This is a genomic window from Hyphomicrobium sp. MC1, assembly GCF_000253295.1.
Taxonomy (GTDB): domain Bacteria; phylum Pseudomonadota; class Alphaproteobacteria; order Rhizobiales; family Hyphomicrobiaceae; genus Hyphomicrobium_B.
Map to the genome: position 1 here is coordinate 511,333 of NC_015717.1, position 18,824 is coordinate 530,156.

General features: G+C 60.4%; 16 protein-coding genes and 2 tRNA genes. 8 read left to right on the top strand and 10 right to left on the bottom strand.

The features are described from left to right. Positions 1-75: 75 nt before the first annotated feature. Both HYPMC_RS02345 and HYPMC_RS02350 read right to left on the bottom strand, forming a co-directional pair. Positions 76-1,740, bottom strand: a complete 1,665-nt coding sequence (locus HYPMC_RS02345; RefSeq protein WP_157135386.1) for a phage integrase N-terminal SAM-like domain-containing protein — start codon at positions 1,738-1,740, stop codon at positions 76-78. 98 nt (positions 1,741-1,838) lie between these two features. Beyond that, positions 1,839-1,924 (bottom strand) — tRNA-Leu (locus HYPMC_RS02350). A gap of 198 nt (positions 1,925-2,122) precedes the next feature. On the opposite strand from HYPMC_RS02350, the gene HYPMC_RS02355 reads away from it, so the two are divergent. After that, positions 2,123-3,097 (top strand): complex I NDUFA9 subunit family protein, encoded by a 975-nt coding sequence (locus HYPMC_RS02355; protein WP_013946166.1) that lies wholly within the window; start codon positions 2,123-2,125, stop codon positions 3,095-3,097. 142 nt (positions 3,098-3,239) lie between these two features. On the opposite strand, the gene HYPMC_RS02360 is transcribed toward HYPMC_RS02355, so the two are convergent. Together HYPMC_RS02360 and HYPMC_RS02365 are read right to left on the bottom strand one after the other, a co-directional pair. Beyond that, complete coding sequence (locus tag HYPMC_RS02360) at positions 3,240-3,527, bottom strand: DUF1150 domain-containing protein (protein ID WP_013946167.1); 288 nt, start codon at positions 3,525-3,527, stop codon at positions 3,240-3,242. 140 nt (positions 3,528-3,667) lie between these two features. Continuing rightward, complete coding sequence (locus HYPMC_RS02365; RefSeq protein WP_013946168.1) at positions 3,668-4,111, bottom strand: Hsp20 family protein; 444 nt, start codon at positions 4,109-4,111, stop codon at positions 3,668-3,670. A 266-nt stretch (positions 4,112-4,377) separates the two neighbouring features. Between HYPMC_RS02365 and HYPMC_RS02375 the strand changes: the two genes are divergently transcribed. Together HYPMC_RS02375 and pqqA are read left to right on the top strand one after the other, a co-directional pair. Beyond that, positions 4,378-5,067 carry a hypothetical protein gene (locus HYPMC_RS02375; RefSeq protein ID WP_013946170.1) on the top strand — a complete coding sequence of 230 codons (690 nt, stop codon included), beginning with the start codon at positions 4,378-4,380 and terminating at the stop codon, positions 5,065-5,067. A 152-nt stretch (positions 5,068-5,219) separates the two neighbouring features. Then, complete coding sequence (gene pqqA / locus HYPMC_RS02380; protein ID WP_015598624.1) at positions 5,220-5,309, top strand: pyrroloquinoline quinone precursor peptide PqqA; 90 nt, start codon at positions 5,220-5,222, stop codon at positions 5,307-5,309. A gap of 77 nt (positions 5,310-5,386) precedes the next feature. On the opposite strand, the gene HYPMC_RS02385 is transcribed toward pqqA, so the two are convergent. From HYPMC_RS02385 to HYPMC_RS02405, 5 genes are all read right to left on the bottom strand, one after another. Beyond that, complete coding sequence (locus tag HYPMC_RS02385) at positions 5,387-7,207, bottom strand: ABC-F family ATP-binding cassette domain-containing protein (RefSeq protein ID WP_013946171.1); 1,821 nt, start codon at positions 7,205-7,207, stop codon at positions 5,387-5,389. Positions 7,208-7,268: 61 nt separating this feature from the next. Further along, positions 7,269-7,484 carry a YbdD/YjiX family protein gene (locus HYPMC_RS02390; RefSeq protein ID WP_013946172.1) on the bottom strand — a complete coding sequence of 72 codons (216 nt, stop codon included), beginning with the start codon at positions 7,482-7,484 and terminating at the stop codon, positions 7,269-7,271. Between the two features lie 5 nt (positions 7,485-7,489). Next, positions 7,490-9,541 (bottom strand): carbon starvation CstA family protein, encoded by a 2,052-nt coding sequence (locus HYPMC_RS02395; RefSeq protein ID WP_013946173.1) that lies wholly within the window; start codon positions 9,539-9,541, stop codon positions 7,490-7,492. A 264-nt stretch (positions 9,542-9,805) separates the two neighbouring features. Then, a tRNA-Ala gene (locus HYPMC_RS02400) sits at positions 9,806-9,881 on the bottom strand. Between the two features lie 90 nt (positions 9,882-9,971). Next, complete coding sequence (locus HYPMC_RS02405) at positions 9,972-10,346, bottom strand: TIGR02300 family protein (RefSeq protein WP_013946176.1); 375 nt, start codon at positions 10,344-10,346, stop codon at positions 9,972-9,974. Positions 10,347-10,583: 237 nt separating this feature from the next. Between HYPMC_RS02405 and aroA the strand changes: the two genes are divergently transcribed. Together aroA and cmk are read left to right on the top strand one after the other, a co-directional pair. Next, positions 10,584-11,924 carry a 3-phosphoshikimate 1-carboxyvinyltransferase gene (aroA, locus tag HYPMC_RS02410; protein ID WP_013946177.1) on the top strand — a complete coding sequence of 447 codons (1,341 nt, stop codon included), beginning with the start codon at positions 10,584-10,586 and terminating at the stop codon, positions 11,922-11,924. Beyond that, positions 11,921-12,556 carry a (d)CMP kinase gene (cmk, locus tag HYPMC_RS02415; RefSeq protein ID WP_013946178.1) on the top strand — a complete coding sequence of 212 codons (636 nt, stop codon included), beginning with the start codon at positions 11,921-11,923 and terminating at the stop codon, positions 12,554-12,556. Before aroA ends, cmk begins: the two co-directional genes overlap by 4 nt. A 35-nt stretch (positions 12,557-12,591) precedes the next feature. On the opposite strand, the gene HYPMC_RS02420 is transcribed toward cmk, so the two are convergent. Beyond that, a complete protein-coding gene (locus HYPMC_RS02420; RefSeq protein WP_013946179.1) occupies positions 12,592-12,864 on the bottom strand; it encodes a PepSY domain-containing protein in 273 nt (90 codons plus the stop codon). A 221-nt stretch (positions 12,865-13,085) separates the two neighbouring features. Between HYPMC_RS02420 and aceE the strand changes: the two genes are divergently transcribed. From aceE to lpdA, 3 genes are read left to right on the top strand one after another with little or no spacing between them, the layout of a single operon-like run. After that, positions 13,086-15,761, top strand: a complete 2,676-nt coding sequence (gene aceE / locus HYPMC_RS02425) for a pyruvate dehydrogenase (acetyl-transferring), homodimeric type (RefSeq protein ID WP_013946180.1) — start codon at positions 13,086-13,088, stop codon at positions 15,759-15,761. 20 nt (positions 15,762-15,781) lie between these two features. Continuing rightward, positions 15,782-17,053: a 2-oxo acid dehydrogenase subunit E2 gene (locus HYPMC_RS02430; RefSeq protein ID WP_013946181.1), complete on the top strand. Its 1,272-nt coding sequence runs from the start codon at positions 15,782-15,784 to the stop codon at positions 17,051-17,053. Between the two features lie 9 nt (positions 17,054-17,062). Then, a complete protein-coding gene (gene lpdA, locus HYPMC_RS02435; RefSeq protein ID WP_013946182.1) occupies positions 17,063-18,814 on the top strand; it encodes a dihydrolipoyl dehydrogenase in 1,752 nt (583 codons plus the stop codon). Positions 18,815-18,824 lie beyond the last annotated feature (10 nt).

Genomic DNA, 18,824 nt, shown 5'->3' on the forward strand with positions numbered 1-18,824 from the left:
GCTCGTTTAGCGTTCCAGCCTTTCCGGTGGGGACCGCCATTGGCCCATCGCGTGGCGCGTCTAGAGATACTGCCTTCATTCCACCTCGTAGCGAGGGACTTTGCTCAGGGCAGTGACCATCGCTGCATAAAGTTCGTCTTTGCCGTATTCGCCTGCGACGCTGACTGCTGCGTGATCGGCAAAGGCGTTGCGAACCTCCAGGTCAATGCCGCACTTGCGAGCAACGGCTTTGAAGCGGTGTCGCCAGCCGTGGTTGGGCGCTGGGCCACTTGGATCAGGCAACACCTCCCGCGCGAATGCGGCGAGCTTGTTCTTGACGCTTTGCAGAGGTCCCAGGATGCCGCGAGGGTCTTTCGTTCGACTTGCTTTTGCTTCAGGCCGATAGAGGTCTGGTCTGGGCGTCAAGAAAAGGTGTCCGTCCCTCGCTTCTTCCACAAACTCAATAAAGCCTTGGTCAATTAGGTGCGGATGAAGCGGCACATGCCACGCGCTCTTGGTCTTGACCGTTCCCGCCTCCGCGGAGATGGCAATGGCCCAATGTCCGTCGAATTTCAAAACGTCTGATTTTCTGATCTGCGCAACCTCGCCGACGCGAGTTCCGGTGTAGGCCATAAGCCAGGGAACCCAACGCTTGGCTGCAATGAGCTTTTGATGCTCTCGGCGGCTAGCCTTCTTGGGATAGTCCAAGGCGTGTTTAAGGATTGCTCTCGCTTCCGCATCGTTGAGTGATTTGCGCTTGCGGTTTCCTCCTTCGGCTGTTTTGCGGACTTTTCGTTTCACGCGGATTGCAGGATTGGCAGTTAGTTTGTCCTGATCAACGGCCCAGTTGAACACGGAGTTGATCGCGGCGAGATCGACGCCGTTTATAGTCTTAGCTGAGACCCCTTCCTCCTCAGAACGCATGTCGATGAAGGCACGGAAGTCGTCTCGCTGTAAGCTCGCCGCTGCGGGTTCGGCTCCGTACCGCTTCACGAGGAAGACTTTGAGTTTGCCGAAGACTGCTGTGTAGGACGCCAAAGTGCTCGGCGTGACGGTCTTCTGGTCGGGATGCTGCCGCCAACTTTCTAATAGCTTGGTCGGTGTCAGAGCTTTCGACGACCGATTAGCCCTTGGGGCTTTGCCTCCATCGGGTTTCCACTCTGGGAAGCGCTCAGCCACAGGGTCAGGACGGAAATCACCTTCTGCATTTCGTTTGAGCTTCGCAGCAGCGTCGTTGAAAGCGGCGGCCACGTCCCGCAGCAGTGCAGTACGGCTCTCACGATCCGCCACGATCCCCAATTTGGAAAGAAGCTGATCGGCGCTTGGGCCAAACCATCGCTCCATTTGCTGTGGTGATGAGGATGCCCGGTCATTGGCCTCGCGAACGAGCTTCCAAATTTCAGGTTCGCCAGGTTCGTCCTCGAAGCTCTGGGCCAGGTCGCGATAGAGGATGCCCGCGATTGCTACGCGCTCTTTCTGGTCAAGGCGTCGAGGGCCTTCCCGGTAAGCCGCGATGGTGCGCTCGAAATGCTCCGACGCCCTGCTAAGACGCAGCTTCACGAGAGCCGGGTCCGACGTGCGCAGGGAAAACTCAACATGTGTTCCGATCTGCGCGGACACTTCGATGCATTCATCTCCGGCGAGCGCTTTCGGTAGCGAGAACACAATCGTCTCGCCGTGAGCGACGCGCTGAACGTCAGCGGGTACGCGCTTTCTGAACTGCTTATTGGACGAGCCGGAACGCTTCGCGGGTCGGGTCATAAAAAGCACCATGGTGGGGCACCCCTGTGTGGCAGTCGGGTGTCCGATTATTCAATGATGCTCGATGCTTACGCCGCCTCAAGGGCTTAGCAAAGCCCTGGTGCCCAGAAGAGGACTCGAACCTCCACGCCTTGTGAGCGCTAGTACCTGAAACTAGTGCGTCTACCAATTCCGCCATCTGGGCTTGCGGGTGTCAGGTAAATTGGTCCGCAGCGGAAGTCAATTGCGTGACGTATGCATCTTGCAGGCTTTTGGGGCCACATCGCCTGAGCCAGGCCAGATTGCGGGTAAAGTCGTCCTTCGTGTGCTTCACACGGTCGCTCAGGCTCGCTAGATGTGAGGCTGGCCGGGAGGCCGGCCGACGGCTGCAGCGAGGTTTCGAATGGCAGGAAACGGTAAACTAGCGACGGTTTTCGGCGGGTCCGGATTCGTCGGGCGTCATATCGTGTGGTCGCTCGCGCGAAAGGGATACCGGGTGCGTGCTGCGGTCCGCAGACCGGATCTCGCGGGCTATCTGCAACCCATGGGCGTCGTCGGGCAGATCTTTCCGGTCCAGGCCAATCTGAGATTTGCCGATTCGGTGGCGCGGGCAGTTGAGGGGGCTGACGTCGTCATCAACGCTGTCGGGATTTTGGCGCCGACAGGGGCACAGTCCTTCGACGCGATCCACGTCGAAGGCGCCGCCAGGATCGCGAAAGCCGCGAAGGCCGCGGGCGCCGAACGCCTTGTTCACATCTCGGCTATCGGCGCGGATAAGACCTCGCCGGCCAAGTACGCCCAGACGAAGGCGCTGGGCGAGGAGGCGATGTTCGCAGGCTTCCCCGGCGCCTTGGTGCTGAGGCCGTCGATCGTTTTCGGTCAGGAGGACGAGTTCTTCAATCGCTTCGCCGCTATGGCGCGGGTTAGTCCGTTTCTGCCTCTGATTGGCGGCGGCGTTACGAAGTTCCAGCCGGTGTTCGTCGGCGACGTCGGTCATGCTGCTGCAGCGGCGGCAACCGGCGCGGGTACGCCCGGCACGACCTACGAACTTGGCGGGCCGCAGGTTTCGACCTTCAAGGAGCTTTTGAAGCTGACGCTCGACTATTCGGATCGCAAGCGGCTTTTGCTGCCCCTTCCGTTCTGGATGGCCAAGCTCATGGCTGCGCTGACCTGGCCGCTGCCGAATACGCTTCGGCCGATGACGGTCGATCAGGTCCGGTTGCTGCAGTCAGATAATGTGGTGTCTGAGGGTGCCAAAAAGGACGGTCGGACAATCATGGCGCTCGACGTTCCGCGGCCAGCCGCCGTCGATGGCGTGGTTCCGGCGTATCTTGAGCGTTTCAAGGCACGGGGCCAGTACGCCCATTACCATCCGTGAGCTTTGCTTAAGCTGCGCTGCTTGTAAGCGCGAAAGCCTTCGGCACGCCGGCCGCCCATGCCTTTGGGCGGCCCCCTGCCGGTTCATAGCACCCCCCCTGTGGGCCGGCGGACGATTTATACGTCGCCCGTTCAGCCGCGGGTCAGTGTAGCGGTGCGATCGACAACTCGTCTTCCTGAGCATGCCCGATTGCGGCCTGCAGCGTATCGGTCAACGCGATGGGCGTGCCGTCAGCCGCATGCAGCGAGAACAGAGGGATGCCCTTTGGCAAGCCTTCGATCTGCGGAAACATTTCCAGAGCTTCGTCCGAGGTCAATGTCTTGATGTAAGCGACCTCGCCGCCGCCAAGCCGTGCAAGCTCCAGTTCGCTCATGACCGGCGCGACGGCATCGTGGATGTCGGCAGATTTCGCGGTGGACTTAGTATTCATGACGCTCTTCCTCCTTGTGTCGAGGCCGGGCTCTCATCGCAAACCGGGAACCGCGGCCCACACAGGGGCCTCTCGATCTGCTCGTCTGCTCCGATCCTCCGACGATTCGGTCGCTTGCGCTGTGACGCGAAAGACTCAGCTCAGGTGCGGCTTTTGGTTGACTGGGCCGCTCCGATCTCAATCCGGCGTACGAGGCGCTCAGGCTCAAGCCGCTGCAAGTCGACGGCCAGGAGGCCATTCGCAAGCTCTGCGCTTTTGACCTCGATGCCATCTGCAAGGACGAACGTTCGCGAAAACTGCCGGGATGCGATGCCCCGGTAGAGATAATCGCGAGCCTTATCGTCCTGCTGCTTGCCACGAACCGTCAATTGTTTGTCTTCGAGCGTTATCTCGAGGTCGTCACGCGTGAACCCAGCCACAGCCAGGGTGATCCGCAAAAGCTCACCGGAATCGCCGTCCTTGGCGACCCTTTCTATATTGTACGGTGGGTAACCATCCCCGCCTTTGGTCGCGCGGTCAACCAACCGCTCGATCTCTTCAAAACCCAGAAGCAGGGGGTTCGAAAGTGCCGTTACACGCGTCATATGAAGGTCCTTAAGCAAGCGACCAACGTCCTATTCCCAGATGCCTTGCGGCCATCTGCCTCGCCGTCACAACTGCCCGGCGATTTAGTCAAGATATGGGAACCGGTGACCGGTCTTCAAGCGGCAGGGGACGTCGCGCGGACCGGGCGTGTCGCTGGCACCTCGGGAAGCCGGAAATCAGGGATTATTCGGAATTCCGCCTTAGTGCTGCCTGCCTTGGCCGCGAAGACGCAGGGCTTTTTAGCTCAGGTTCGCATGGGGAATTCATGACGCCGGCTTCCGCGCTCTTTGTCTCGGTCTTTGCCTTTTTCTCTCTTTCAGCCGGTTCGGCCGCCATCGCTGAGGATGCGGCCAAGCCGGCCGCCGCCGGAGACTCCGGGACCGTTCTCGGCGACCCGGACGGTCCGCTGACGCCGGAGGAGAAAGCCGAGAAGGAAGCGCGGAAGGCGTGCAAGGTCGACCTCTGCCGTGCTTTTCACTCAAAAGATGCATCGGGTCCTGACATCGCCTGCCACGTCATCAAGAGTTGGCGGAAGGAGCAGTTGGCGAAGCTTGTCAGCAAGGTGAAGATTACTTGGCCGTACGAGGGTGCGCATTGCTCGATGGATCTCAACCTGAAGAGAGCCGACCTCGTTAAGGCGATGGCTGAGCCGAAAGCGGAAATCCAGTTCGCCAAGCATACCGTGACGTGTTCGATCGCGAGCGAGAAGAAGGGTTCGACGGACTTTTCATTCGAGCTGACGCCGAAGGTGACGTTCGAGAACGGCAAAGCTGTCAAAGCCAAGGCCGAGTGGGGCAAGATTGGAGCGCCAACTCTGATCAAAAGCGCGCTTTGGACTGCGACCGCCGCTGACAATACCGTGAACATTCTATCGGGTTCTATTGTCGAAGAAGTGAACACGTTCATCGGCAAGCGATGCGATGAGGTGAAAGATCAATGGGCTGCCAAGCAATAGGCAGCTCGCATATCAATTCGCAAAAGCGAAGTGTTATAATGTTATTAGACGCGCTTATGAGCGATTATTGCAAATACGATTGGCCCCCGTGGGTTCGACGATATAGGTAGCTTCCGTTGTGAAGCGTGGACTAACCACTCTTGGAGGAACCCATGAAGACGTGGTCGAAGCCCGAAGTTCGTGAGCAGGAAGTTGGTCTCGAAGTGACCAGCTACCTCCCGGCTGAGATCGACGTCATCTAACTCAGGTGATGTCGGCTTAGGTCGAACTTTGAGCGGCGGTCGAGGGTACTCGGCCGTCGCTTTTATATGTGCGAACGTCAGCCGGAATTTTCGATGGCTTCGCGCTTTTCTTCCAGTTCCAGCCAAAGCGTTTCAGCGGTTTCGAGCTGCTGCTGAGCCTGTTGCAGGCGTTCGCTTGTCTTATCGAATGCGGCGCGATCGCGGGTGAAAAGCTCGGCGTCGGCGAGTTTGGCGCCGAGGGTTTTAATTTCCGTCTCAAGCTTTGCAATCTCGCCGGGAAGTGTCGATAGCGCGTGCTTGTCCTTGAAGGACAGCTTCTGTCTTGCGGGCGAGGCGGCGGAAGATGCAGCGTTGCCTTCCGACGGTTTTGCTGATGACGCGGCTTTTTTTTGATCTTTCTCTAAAGCATCGCCTTTGCGCTGGGCGAGCATATCGGAATATCCGCCGGCATATTCGGTCCAATTCCCGTTTCCGGTCGGGGCCAATACGCTCGTTACAATTCGGTCGAGAAAATCGCGATCGTGGCTGACGAGGAGAATCGTGCCGCCATAATCCGACAGCAATTCCTGCAGCAGATCGAGCGTTTCAAGATCGAGATCGTTCGTCGGCTCATCGAGCACGAGGACATTCGAGGGCTTTGCGAGCGCGCGAGCCAACATCAGACGGGCGCGCTCTCCGCCTGAGAGCACACGGACGGGTGACAGCCGCTGCTCGGGAAGGAACAGAAAGTCCTTCATGTAGCTCGCGACGTGACGTGCCTTGCCGTTGATGACGACCTGGTCGCCGCGGCCGCCGGTCAAGGCATCCGCGACGGTCCAATTCGGATTGAGTTCGTCGCGGCGCTGGTCGAGCGCGACAACTTCGAGATTGGCGCCGTGGCGGATCGTGCCGCTGTCCGGTGCGATCTGGCCGGTCAAAAGCTTGATGAGCGTCGTTTTGCCTGCACCGTTCGGACCAACGATACCGAGCCGATCGCCGCGCATGATCCGCAGGTCGAGATTCTTGATGATATCGACGCCTTCGTAGCTCTTCGAAATGCCGGTCGCCTCGGCGACAAGCTTGCCGGAGATGCTGCCTTCCGCAGCGTCGAGGCGGACGCTGCCGACGACATGGCGCTGTTCTCGGACCTCCTGGCGCATGGCGCGAAGCTCACGCACGCGGCGGACGTTGCGCTTGCGCCGTCCGGTGACACCACCGTGCATCCACTGGTCTTCGCGAACGATCTTGCGGTCGAGCTTGTGGCGCTCGATCTCCTCTTCTTCGAGAACCTTATCGCGCCAGTCTTCGAAGGCTGCGAAACCCTGTTCAAGCCGCCGGGTCTTGCCGCGGTCGAGCCAGACCGTGGCGCGCGACAGGTTTTCGAGAAAGCGCCGGTCGTGGCTAATGAGAAGCAGCGCCGAGCGCATGCCGAGGAGTGTTGTTTCAAGCCATTCGATGGCAGTCAGATCGAGGTGGTTCGTCGGCTCATCGAGCAGCAGAACGTCGGGCTTGGCGGCAATGACACGCGCCAGAGCCGCACGGCGGGATTCGCCGCCCGAAAGATGCTGCGGCTCGCTGTCTCCTGAAAGGCCAAGTTCGGCCAAAAGATACTCTGCCTGATAAGGATCGTCGGTTGGTCCGAGGCCGGCGACGACATAATCTCGGACGGTCGAGAAGCCATTGAAGTCGGCTTCTTGCGGCAGATAACGAACACTGGCGCTGGGATGGGCAAAGCGCTCGCCGCTATCGGGTTCGACCAGTCCTGCAGCGATTTTCAGCAACGTCGATTTGCCGGAGCCGTTGCGGCCGACGAGGCAGATGCGGTCACCGGGCGCAACCGTCAGTTCCGCGCCTTCGAGCAGCGGCGTGCCGCCGAACGTCAGGTTGATGTCTTTGAGGGTAATCAGGGGAGGTGCCATGCGCCCCTCGTAGCGGGGGATGCGTGCGGGATCAATCGCAACCTCGCGCTCCGTGCGTCCGTCAGCAGCAGCGGTTGATTTTGCCGCTGCCCTCGCCGTAGCGGCTCGCCTGTCGTTCGCGGAAAAAGGCCTCGTAGCTCAAGACCGGCTCGTCGGGATGCGCGTGGCGGCGATGGGCGACGTAAGCGTCATAATCGGGAATGCCGACCATGAGGCGGGCAGTGCGGATGATGCGCTGGGCGAGCCTGAAAATCGGAGCCGTGACGGTTTCGCGCATGGGGCTTACTCCGCTGGAACGGCGGCAGCTTCGCGCGCCGTTACGTGAGGGTTGTCGAGCGCCCGGACGATGGCCCGTATGCTGAAGCCTGCCATCGCGATGACCACTGCGCCCAGCAGGGCCGTCAACGTGGCGTTGACGTAGTCATTGAAGACAATGCGGTGCATGTCGGCAATGGATTTGGCGGGCGCCAGGATTTGGTCCGCAGTGAGCGCGCTTGCGAATTTATCCGCATGGGCGAGAAAGCCGATGGCTGGATTATCGCTGAAGATTTTCTGCCAGCCTGCGGTCAATGTGCAGACGCCGAGCCATGTCGCGGGCGCGAGCGTGACCCAGGCATAGCGTTCGCGTTTCAGCTTGAAGAGAACGACCGCCCCTAAAAGCAGCGCGATGCAGGCGAGCATCTGGTTCGAAATGCCAAACAGCGGCCACAGCGTGTTGATGCCGCCCAACGGATCGACGACCCCTTGATAAAGGAAATAACCCCAGCCGAAAACCGCGATGCCGGTCGCGACGATGTTGGCGCTCCAGGATTTGGTCGCTCTGAACGAGGGGATGGCGGTGCCGATGAGATCCTGGATCATGAAGCGTGCGACGCGTGTTCCCGCGTCGATCGTTGTCAGGATGAAAAGCGCCTCGAACAGGATGGCGAAGTGATACCAGAACGCCATCAGCGCTTTGCCGCCAATGGCGTTTGAAAGGATTTCGGCCATGCCGACAGCAAGCGTCGGGGCGCCGCCCGTGCGCGACAGAATCGTCGTCTCGCCGACGTCAGTCGCCGCTTGTTTCAACACATCCGGTGTAATCGCGAAACCCCATCCGGAAATTGCCGATGCGGCGGTTTCGGGCGTTGTGCCGATCCGCGCGGGCGGGCTGTTCAATGCGAAGTAGATGCCAGGTTCGAGCGTCGTCGCCGCGACCATGGCCATGATCGCCACGAAGCTTTCCATCAGCATCGCACCGTAGCCGATGACACGGGCGTTCACTTCATTGTCGAGCATCTTCGGCGTCGTGCCCGATGAAATCAGCGCATGAAAGCCGGATATCGCACCGCAGGCGATCGTGATGAAGAGGAACGGAAAGAGGCTCCCGGAGAAGACCGGGCCCGAGCCGTCGACGAATTTCGTCACGGCGGGCATTTTGAGGTCGGGCAGGACGACGAAGATGCCGAGCGCGAGGCCGACGATGGTGCCGATTTTCAGAAACGTCGAAAGGTAGTCGCGCGGCGCCAGCAAGGCCCAGACCGGAAGAACGGATGCAACGAAGCCATAGGCGATCAGCATCATCGAAAGCGTTTCGCCGGAATAATCGAACAAGGGAGCAAGTGTTGCGTCGGCGGCGACGTGGCGGCCGAAGATGAGTGACAGCATCAGCAACACGAAGCCGATCAGCGACATTTCTCCGATCCGGCCGGGTCGCATGAAGCGCCCGTAGATCCCCATCAGGACCGCGATCGGGATAGTCATAGCGACAGTAAATGTCGCCCAGGGACTGTGTGTCAGGGCTTTGACGACAACGAGGGCCAGCACGGCAAGCAAAATCACCATAATAATCAGGACGCCGATCATGGCGATGGTGCCGGCGATGTCGCCTAGCTCGCTGCGGATCATTTCGCCGAGCGAGCGGCCGTCGCGGCGCACGGATGCCCAGAACATGATGAAATCCTGCACCGCACCCGCGAACACGGCGCCTGCGATCAGCCACAGCGTGCCGGGCAGATAGCCCATCTGTGCCGCTAGAACCGGCCCGACGAGGGGACCGGCGCCCGCGATTGCCGCGAAGTGGTGGCCGAACAGCACCGTTTTGTCGGTCGGGCAGTAGTCCAGGCCGTCATTGAAGCGCTGGGCGGGCGTGAGACGATCTGCGTCGAGCCGTAAAACCCTGTCGGCGATGAACCGCGCATAGAAGCGGTCGGCCAGTAGATAGGAGCAGATGGCGGCCATGACGAGCCAGATGGCATTGATCGTCTCGCCGCGCGAAAGTGCAACGATGCCGAGCGCGACAGCGCCGAGCACCGCGACGCCGGTCCACATGAGTTTTGCTGGGATGTTCGTCATCGTCTCCGTCCCTTGACGCCCGCGATTATGCTTCGCAAGTCGCCGTTTGGCCGGAGACTACATAAAATGTGTGGTGAAGAGCCAGCAGGGCCCGTTACGTGGATGGCCGTCTGCGCGGCCATGACGGGATTATTGATTGCAGTGGCTCCGTCGCTGCGCGACTTTGCTGTGACCGCCTTCGGCCTATGGGCTCGTCGAGCCGGAACCCATGGGGCGCCAAATTGCGCGCAAGGTTGGCGTGGCGGCCGTGCACGCGTGAAAAATTGGTGGAGCTAACCGGGATCGAACCGGTGACCTCTTGCATGCCATGCAAGCGCTCTCCCAGCTGAGCTATAGCCCCGAACCACTTCAACCGGCGGGGCTGGTTCCCGCCGAAGACCCGCCTGATAAGTCGTCTTTGCAAAAACTGCAAGGACGTTCGACAGGAATATTAGGGCTCTTCGTCGCCCTCGCCTGCCGGGCCGCCGATGATGTTAGACACATCGCCGCCCTCTTCTTCCTCTTCCTCGAGGAAGGTCTCGTCATCGTCAGCGCCGCCGGCGTCATCCGTCTCGACGTCCGCCAAAGCCTCTTCGCCCTCGACTGCCGGCAAATCACCGTCGTCGTCGCTGACGGGTTTCTTGGCCTTCTTGGCGGCAAGATCACGCTGTTCGGCCTGCAGAGCCGCCAGCGCTGCCGGGGACGATGCGATCACGTATTTCGTGCCGCAAAACGGGCAAATGATCGGGTCGTGTCCCAGATCATAAAAGCGCTCGTCGCAATTCTGACAGGTGCGCTTCGTCCCGCGCTCTTGCTTGGTCGCCATTCGTCGTGCCTCAGTTCTCGGAAATTCAAGGGAGCCCGTCTGCCATAGGCGTCGCCCCCTGTCAAAACGAAAAGGTGGTGCGGAGTGGGGATGCGTCAAGGGTCTTCCCCAATCGAGCGCTTGACCGGACGGCCCCGGTGCCGTTGACAGAGCGTCGCGGCGCGGTGTCTATCCGGAGCGAAATTTTCCGGAAAATTGCCCGCCGGCCCTGGATTCTAACGCTTTGGAACGTCTCAGTTGAACGCGCAATCTCCAGCAACACCGCTCTCAGCGCTCAAGGCCGGCCCACTCGTAGGGCGGGTCAGGGTTCCGGGCGACAAATCGATCTCGCACCGGGCGCTCATTTTTGGGGCATTGGCGACAGGTACAACGCGGATCAAGGGACTTTTGGAGGCCGAGGACGTCATCAACACGGCTCGGGCTGTCGCGGCGCTAGGGGCTTCGGCTGAGAAGCAGGGCGATCTTTGGGTCGTGAAGGGGCGAGGCGTGGGTGGCCTGCGGACGCCGGACGGGCCGCTTGATTTCGGCAATTCGGGTACCGGGACGCGGCTGATGATGGGGGTCGTCGCAGGGCACCCGATCACCGTAACGATGACGGGCGATGCCTCGCTTTCGCGGCGGCCGATGCGGCGGGTCTTAGGGCCGCTGGTCGAGATGGGCTTGGAGATTATGGAGCCCGGCAAGGAGACGCTGCCGCTGACGCTTCGCGGCACGAGCGAGCTTATGCCGATCGTGTATCGGCTGCCGGTGCCGTCGGCGCAGGTGAAAAGCGCGGTTTTGATCGCGGGTCTGCACGCAGCCGGGAAAACGACCGTCATCGAGCGCGAGCCGACGCGCGATCATACCGAGCGCATGCTCCGGCATTTCGGCGCGACCGTTACGAACGAAACGAAGGGCGAAGAGACGCATATCACCGTCGATGGTGACGCTGAGCTGGCCGGCAAAGACATCATCGTTCCCGGCGATCCGTCATCGGCCGCGTTTCTCGTGGCGGCAGCGCTGATCGTGCCGGGGTCCGATATCATCGTCGAAGGCGTGCTCGTCAATCCGACGCGGACGGGTCTTTATCTGACGCTGCAGGAGATGGGCGGCGACCTCACGTTCGAGAATGCGCGCGAAGAAGGGGGCGAGCCGGTCGCTGATATTCGCGTCAGATATTCGCGGCTGAAGGGTGTGCATGTCCCGGCCGAACGGGCGCCGTCGATGATCGACGAATACCCGGTTCTGGCGGCGATCTCGGCGTTTGCCGAAGGACAGACGCGGATGGACGGCTTGGCGGAACTGAAGGTCAAGGAAAGCGATCGCCTGCAGGCGACGGCTGCCGCCCTCATCGCGAACGGTGCGCGCGCGGACGTCGAGGGCGATACGCTGATAGTTGAAGGTGGAAGCGGGCTCAACGGCGGCGGCACCGTCGCGACGCATCTGGATCATCGCATCGCGATGGCGTTTTTGACGGCCAGCCTCGCCAGCGAGACGCCCATTGTTGTCGATGACGCGACGATGATTGCGACAAGCTTTCCGGAATTCCGGCCGATCATGGAAACGCTAGGTGCGCGTTACGCCGAGGTGGCGGGATGACCCTGATCATCGCCATCGACGGACCAGCCGCATCGGGCAAAGGTACGCTTGCGAGGCGTGTTGCGGCGCATTTCAGTCTTCCGTGGCTTGATACGGGATTGCTTTATCGGGCAGTGGCGCGCGACGTGCTAGCAAATGGCGCAGCGCTCGATGACGTTGCTGCAGCGGAGGCTGCGGCGCGTGCGATCTTAGCGGAAACGCTCGACGATCCGGCGTTACGTGGGCCGAAGGCCGGCGACGCGGCGTCCATCGTGGCGAAAATTCCGGAAGTTCGCGCCGCGCTTCTCGATTATCAGCGCGCCTTCGCTGGGCAGGACGGGGGCGCCGTGCTGGACGGCCGGGATATTGGCACGGTCGTTTGTCCTGGAGCGCATGTAAAGGTTTTCGTCACGGCGTCCGACGAGGCGCGGGCGCAGCGGCGCTTTTTGGAGCACCAGGGGCGCGGCGAAAACATTTCGTATGATGATCTGCTAACGGATATTCGGCAACGCGATGCGCGCGATCGTGGGCGCTCCACGGCGCCTATGCTCGCCGCGCGAGACGCGATGCACCTCGATACGACCGTGCTTGATGCCAATCAGGCTTTCGACGCCATGATGACGTTGATCAGGACCAGGCTCGGCAGTCTCTAAGCGTCCGAGGCGCACATTTCGCGATCCGGAAATCCTCAGTCGTGGTCAATCTCTTCCTTTAAGAGCGCCCCGGAATGAGGATCAACGTGGAACTCCGTGATCTTACCGTTTTTGACGCCCTTGCCTTCCCAATAGCCATCGTCAGCGTGAAGGCCGGTGATATTTGAATATCCCGCGGCTTCCAGCTTCTTCGTCACGTGTTCCTCGGGCATCCAGTCGGCGCCGGGGACGTCGTTATCGGCAAAGGCGGCTGCGCTTCCGGCCACTCCGAGAACCATTGCGAGTGCTATTGTTTTTATAGCGTTCATTTTCGCGGCTCCTATGCAGATTTATCGAAGATCAAAGCACAACGCAGTTCCTTAAGGTGAGGTTGCGACGCGCCGTGCAATGCCGGACATTTTCGCGGAGCGAGGTCGCAAACGAGGTTCTGCATAACCAATTCACTTTAGTGGCATAAACGGCGGTCAGGCGTTTGTGTTAAACAGTCGGGCAAGGTCGCCAACGAAAGCGTTTTCGAGCGAAGGACGGTATGGGCAAAGAGGAACAAAAGTCTTCGAAGGCCGAGGACGCCGAAATCCAGGATTGGCGCGAGTCGATCTCGTCCGTCATCGCCTACGAAGGCACCGAGCGGGCCGACGATATTCTGGGTGAGGTGGTTGAGCGGGCGCGTGCAAGCGGTGCAGCGATCCCGTTTGCATCGAGCACGGCGTACATCAACACTATCCCCGTTCGCGATGAGGCACCGCTTCCGGGCGATCGCGATCTTGAGCATCGGATTGCCGCGGCAATCCGATGGAACGCCGCCGCGATGGTGCTTCGCTCCAACAAGGAGTCGAGCGAGCTTGGCGGGCACATCGCCAGTTATCAGTCGGCGGCGACGCTTTATGAAACCGGCTTCAATCATTTCTGGCACGCGCCGTCAGAGGAACATGGCGGCGATCTCGTGTTGATCCAAGGCCACTCTTCCCCCGGCATTTATGCGCGAGCGTTTCTGGAAGGGCGTCTTACCGAAGATCAGCTTTTGAATTTCCGGCAGGAAGTCGGCGGGCACGGGCTGTCATCTTACCCGCATCCATGGCTGATGCCGGATTTCTGGCAATTCCCGACGGTCTCCATGGGCCTCGGGCCGCTTATGGCAATCTATCAGGCACGCTTTCTCAAATATCTGCACGCACGCGGGCTTGCGGACACCGAGGGCCGGAAGGTTTGGGTATTTTGCGGCGACGGCGAGATGGACGAGCCGGAAAGTCTCGGCGCGATTTCGCTGGCGGGCCGAGAGAAGCTCGACAACCTAATTTTCGTCATCAATTGCAACCTGCAGCGCCTGGACGGGCCGGTGCGCGGCAACGGCAAGATCATCCAGGAACTCGAACGGAATTTCCGCGGTGCCGGATGGAACGTCATCAAGGTTATTTGGGGTTCGCAGTGGGACGAGCTTCTGGCGAAGGACACGACGGGCAAGCTTCGCCAATTGATGGAAGAGTGCGTCGATGGCGAATACCAAGTCTTCAAGTCGCGCGACGGGGCTTTCATTCGTAAGCACTTCTTCGGACGCTATCCGGAGACGGCGGCGCTCGTCGAAGATTGGTCGGACGACAAGATCTGGCGGCTGACGCGCGGCGGTCACGATCCCTCGAAAGTCTATGCGGCTTATGCCGAAGCGGTTGCGCACAAGAACCAGCCGACGTGCATCCTGGCGAAAACCGTCAAAGGCTACGGCATGGGCGCGGCGGGCGAGGGCACGATGCTCGCGCACTCGTCCAAGAAGATGGACATCGATACGCTGCGTCAGTTCCGCGATCGCTTCAAGATACCGGTGAGCGACGCGGAGATGGAAAAGCTACCGTTCGTCCGCCTGCCGAAAGGGTCGCCGGAAGACGACTATCTGCACGCGATGCGCGACAAGCTCGGTGGTTATCTTCCGCAACGGCGGCGGAAGTCGATCTCGCTCGAAGCACCGCCGTTGTCGCTGTTCGAATCGCAACTCAAAGGCTCGGACGGACGCGAGATTTCGACGACAATGGCGTTCGTCCGCATTCTGACGGCGCTGATGCGCGACAAGGCGCTGGGTCGCCGCATCGTGCCGATCGTGCCGGATGAAAGCCGCACGTTCGGCATGGAAGGTATGTTCCGGCAGTTCGGCATTTTCAGTCAGGTCGGGCAGCTCTACGTGCCGCAAGATGCCGATCAACTGATGTTCTATAAGGAAGACAAGCACGGTCAGATGCTGCAGGAAGGCATCAACGAGGCTGGTGCGATGGCGTCGTGGATCGCGGCCGCAACGAGCTACGCGACGTCGAACGTGCCGATGGTGCCGTTCTATATCTTCTATTCGATGTTCGGATTCCAGCGCGTCGGCGATCTTGCCTGGGCGGCCGGTGACGAGCGTTCGCGCGGCTTTCTGATCGGCGGCACGTCGGGGCGGACGACACTCAACGGCGAAGGTTTGCAGCATGAAGATGGGCATAGCCATCTCATGTCGGCGACGGTGCCGAACTGCGTGTCCTACGATCCGACATTCAACTACGAGGTCGCCGTCATCATTCAAAGCGGTCTCAAGCGCATGCTGCAGGATCAGGAGGACGTGTTCTTCTATCTGACGCTGCTGAACGAGAACTACGAGCATCCGCCGATGCCGGAGGGTGCTGAGGCCGGCATCATCAAGGGGATGTATCTTTTTCGCGAGGCGGCGAAGAATGCCAAAGGCCACAAGGTGCAGTTGATGGGCTCGGGCGCTATTCTGCGCGAGGTCATCGCGGCCGCCGATTTGTTGCGCGACGATTGGGGTGTGGAAGCCGATATCTGGAGCGTGACGAGCTTCACCGAGCTTGCGCGCGAAGCGCACGACGTTGAGCGCTGGAACCTGCTGCACCCGACAGAGACGCCGCGCGTGCCCTATGTCACGCAGATGGTTTCGGGCCGCGGCGAAGGGCCGGTGATTGCATCGACCGACTACATCAAGATGTTTGCGGAGCAAATCCGTCCGTCCGTGCCGAACAAATATTCGGTGCTTGGAACGGACGGCTTTGGCCGCTCGGACTATCGCCGCACGCTGCGGTATTTCTTCGAGGTCGATCGTCATTTCGTGACGATTGCGGCGCTGAAGGCGCTGGCTGATGAAAATAAGATTCCGTCGATCAAGGTGGCGGAAGCCATCTCGAAATACGGGATTGATCCCGAAAAGCCCAATCCCGCGCATAGCTGATAACGTACAGGTTCGCTCTCATGCCGCTCGTCGATGTCAAAGTTCCGAATATCGGTGACTTCGAAAATGTGCCGATCATCGAGATTCAGGTAAAGCCCGGTGATGAGGTCAACGCCGACGATCCGCTGATTACGCTTGAAAGCGATAAGGCGTCGATGGATGTGCCGTCGCCTGTGAAAGGCAAGGTCGCAGAAATTCTCGTAACGATCGGCGATAAGGTCAGCGAGGGGAGTGCCATTTTACGGCTCGACACGGCGGGCGAGAGCAAGAGAGAACCGGACGCAAACGGCAAAAGCCGCGAAGCGGACGCCGCTCCGAAATCCAAGGCAGCGGAAAATTCTTCCCCCGCTGAGCCCCCCGAAGAAAGCGAACTGCCGCCGCCTGCCGATTTCGATGCCGTCTTTGCGAGTCCGTCTGTCCGACGTATCGCGCGCGAACTTGATGTCGATCTGACGAAAGTGAAAGGCACGGGCAACAAGGGGCGGATCACCAAGGAGGATGTAAAGGCTTTCATTGCGCGGAGCGGAACGCCAGCGGGATCGGGCGCGGCAATGTCCGGCATTCCGGAAATCCCGCCGCAGGATTTTGCGAAGTATGGGCCTGTCGAGACGAAGCCGATGTCGCGTTTGAAGCGGCTGACCGGTCCCAATCTGCATCGCGCGTGGCTCAACGTCCCGCACGTCACCAACTCGGACGATGCCGATATCACCGATCTCGAAGCCTATCGCAAAGAACTCGACGCGACGGCAAAGACGAAGGGCTATCGAGTGACGCTTGTCGCGTTTCTGCTGAAGGCTTCCGTCTCGGCATTGAAGGAGTATCCCGAGGTCAACGCGTCGCTCGCGCCGGGCAAGGATGCGCTGATCCTGAAGCGCTATTACAACATCGGCGTCGCGGTCGACACGCCGGATGGACTAGTCGTGCCCGTGATCAAGGATGTCGACCGCAAGGGCATCCTGGAACTCAGTCAAGAGTTGACGGCGGTATCGGCGCGGATGCGCGACGGCAAGATTACGCCAGCGGATATTCAGGGCGCGACGTTCTCGATTTCGAGCCTCGGCGGCATCGGCGGCACGAACTTCACGCCGATCGTCAATGCACCGGAAGTCGCTATTCTCGGCGCAGTGCGCGCGCAGATGAAGCCGGTTTGGGATGGCTCGACATTTCAGCCTCGGCTGATGCTCCCGCTGTGCCTGTCCTACGATCACCGCGTGGTCGACGGCGCGCTTGCAGCGCGCTTCCTGCGCAAGATCTGCGATGCGCTGGCAGATGTGCGGCAGCTGGTGCTATAGGCCGCCGACATGAGCAAAAAAGAAATCCGCGTTCCCGATCTCGGTGACTTCAAGGACGTGCCCATCATCGAGGTGCACGTGAAGGTGGGTGCGAGCGTTGCGCCGGAAGATCCGCTGATTACGCTCGAGAGCGATAAGGCGTCGTTCGACGTTCCGGCGCCGGAAGCCGGGAAGATCGTCGATCTGCTTGTCAAGGTTGGCGACAAAGTGAGCGAAGGCAGCGTGATCCTGACGCTCGAGTCGGGCGCGGCGACGGCTCCATCGCAGCCGGAAGCTCCGAAGAAGACAGAGGTCGCACCTGTCGCGTCTGCTGCGAAAGATTATTCCGGCGATGCGGATCATAACTGCGAGGTGCTCGTGCTCGGCGCTGGGCCGGGTGGCTATTCTGCGGCGTTCCGCGCGGCTGACCTCGGAGCGAAGACCATCCTTGTCGATCGCTGGCCGACGCTCGGGGGTGTCTGCCTGAATGTCGGCTGCATTCCGTCGAAGGCGCTGTTGCACACGGCTTTCGTTGTCGACGAAGCTGCGGCGCTCGCGAAACACGGCATCTCGTTCGGGGCGCCGAAAGTCGATTTGCAAAAGCTCGCAGCCTTCAAGGATGGTGTCGTCGGCAAGTTGACGGGCGGCCTCGCTTCGATGGCGAAGGCGCGTAAGGTGACGACGTTGCGCGGCACGGGCACATTCGCGGGCGCGCACCATCTGAAGGTGCGGTTCGACGATGGGCATGAAGAGGCCGTGCGCTTTGAGAAGGCGATCATCGCTGCAGGATCGGAGGCGGTCGCGTTGCCGTTCATGCCATCGGATCCGCGTATCGTCGATTCAACAGGCGCGTTGGAACTTCGACAGGTTCCGGACAAGATGCTCGTCATCGGTGGCGGCATCATCGGGCTCGAAATGGCGACGGTCTATTCGACGCTCGGCGCGCGGCTCGACGTGGTCGAGTTGCTCGACGGCTTGATGCCGGGGGCGGATCGCGATCTCGTCAGCACCTGGCAGAAGGTCAATGCGCGTCGCTTCGACAAGGTGATGCTGAAGACGAAAGTCGTCGCGGCGGAAGCGAAGCGCGACGGTATCTACGTGACGTTTGAGGGCGAGAATGCGCCGCCTGAACCGCGGCGATACGGTCTCGTGCTCGTGGCCGTCGGACGCAAGCCGAACGGGAAAATGATAGCGGCGGATAACGCGGGCGTAGCAGTTTCCGAGCGTGGCTTCATTCCGGTCGACAAGGACATGCGCACGAATGTCCCGCATATCTTTGCCATCGGCGATATCGCAGACGAGCCGATGTTGGCGCATAAGGCCGTTCATCAGGGGCATGTTGCGGCTGAGAATGCCGCCGGTAAAAAAAGTTTCTTCGATGTGCGGCAGGTCCCGTCGGTCGCCTATACCGACCCGGAGATTACCTGGGCCGGTCTGACTGAGACCGAGGCCAAGGCGCGGGGAATTGCTTACAAAAAAGCGGTGTTTCCGTGGGCGGCTTCAGGCCGGGCCATCGCCAATGGCCGCGATGAAGGCTTCACCAAGCTGCTTTTTGACGAGAAAACAGAGCGGATTATGGGCGGCGCCATCGTCGGAACAGAGGCCGGAAACCTGATTTCCGAGATTTGCCTGGCAATCGAGATGGGGGCCGACGCGGTCGATATCGGCAAGACAATCCATCCGCATCCGACGCTGTCGGAATCGGTCGGCATGGCCGCCGAGGTGGCGGAAGGCGTCTGCACGGACCTGATGCCAGCGAAGTCGCCGCGGCCGAAAAGTTAAGGCCCTGCAA

What these genes read in the sequence shown, in the direction of transcription:
- HYPMC_RS02345 (WP_157135386.1), bottom strand. Translation starts at nt 1,740, where the DNA reads ATGACCCGACCCGCGAAGCGTTCCGGCTCGTCCAATAAGCAGTTCAGA.
- HYPMC_RS02355 (WP_013946166.1), top strand. Translation starts at nt 2,123, where the DNA reads ATGGCAGGAAACGGTAAACTAGCGACGGTTTTCGGCGGGTCCGGATTC.
- HYPMC_RS02360 (WP_013946167.1), bottom strand. Translation starts at nt 3,527, where the DNA reads ATGAATACTAAGTCCACCGCGAAATCTGCCGACATCCACGATGCCGTC.
- HYPMC_RS02365 (WP_013946168.1), bottom strand. Translation starts at nt 4,111, where the DNA reads ATGACGCGTGTAACGGCACTTTCGAACCCCCTGCTTCTGGGTTTTGAA.
- HYPMC_RS02375 (WP_013946170.1), top strand. Translation starts at nt 4,378, where the DNA reads ATGACGCCGGCTTCCGCGCTCTTTGTCTCGGTCTTTGCCTTTTTCTCT.
- pqqA (WP_015598624.1), top strand. Translation starts at nt 5,220, where the DNA reads ATGAAGACGTGGTCGAAGCCCGAAGTTCGTGAGCAGGAAGTTGGTCTC.
- HYPMC_RS02385 (WP_013946171.1), bottom strand. Translation starts at nt 7,207, where the DNA reads ATGGCACCTCCCCTGATTACCCTCAAAGACATCAACCTGACGTTCGGC.
- HYPMC_RS02390 (WP_013946172.1), bottom strand. Translation starts at nt 7,484, where the DNA reads ATGCGCGAAACCGTCACGGCTCCGATTTTCAGGCTCGCCCAGCGCATC.
- HYPMC_RS02395 (WP_013946173.1), bottom strand. Translation starts at nt 9,541, where the DNA reads ATGACGAACATCCCAGCAAAACTCATGTGGACCGGCGTCGCGGTGCTC.
- HYPMC_RS02405 (WP_013946176.1), bottom strand. Translation starts at nt 10,346, where the DNA reads ATGGCGACCAAGCAAGAGCGCGGGACGAAGCGCACCTGTCAGAATTGC.
- cmk (WP_013946178.1), top strand. Translation starts at nt 11,921, where the DNA reads ATGACCCTGATCATCGCCATCGACGGACCAGCCGCATCGGGCAAAGGT.
- HYPMC_RS02420 (WP_013946179.1), bottom strand. Translation starts at nt 12,864, where the DNA reads ATGAACGCTATAAAAACAATAGCACTCGCAATGGTTCTCGGAGTGGCC.
- aceE (WP_013946180.1), top strand. Translation starts at nt 13,086, where the DNA reads ATGGGCAAAGAGGAACAAAAGTCTTCGAAGGCCGAGGACGCCGAAATC.
- HYPMC_RS02430 (WP_013946181.1), top strand. Translation starts at nt 15,782, where the DNA reads ATGCCGCTCGTCGATGTCAAAGTTCCGAATATCGGTGACTTCGAAAAT.
- lpdA (WP_013946182.1), top strand. Translation starts at nt 17,063, where the DNA reads ATGAGCAAAAAAGAAATCCGCGTTCCCGATCTCGGTGACTTCAAGGAC.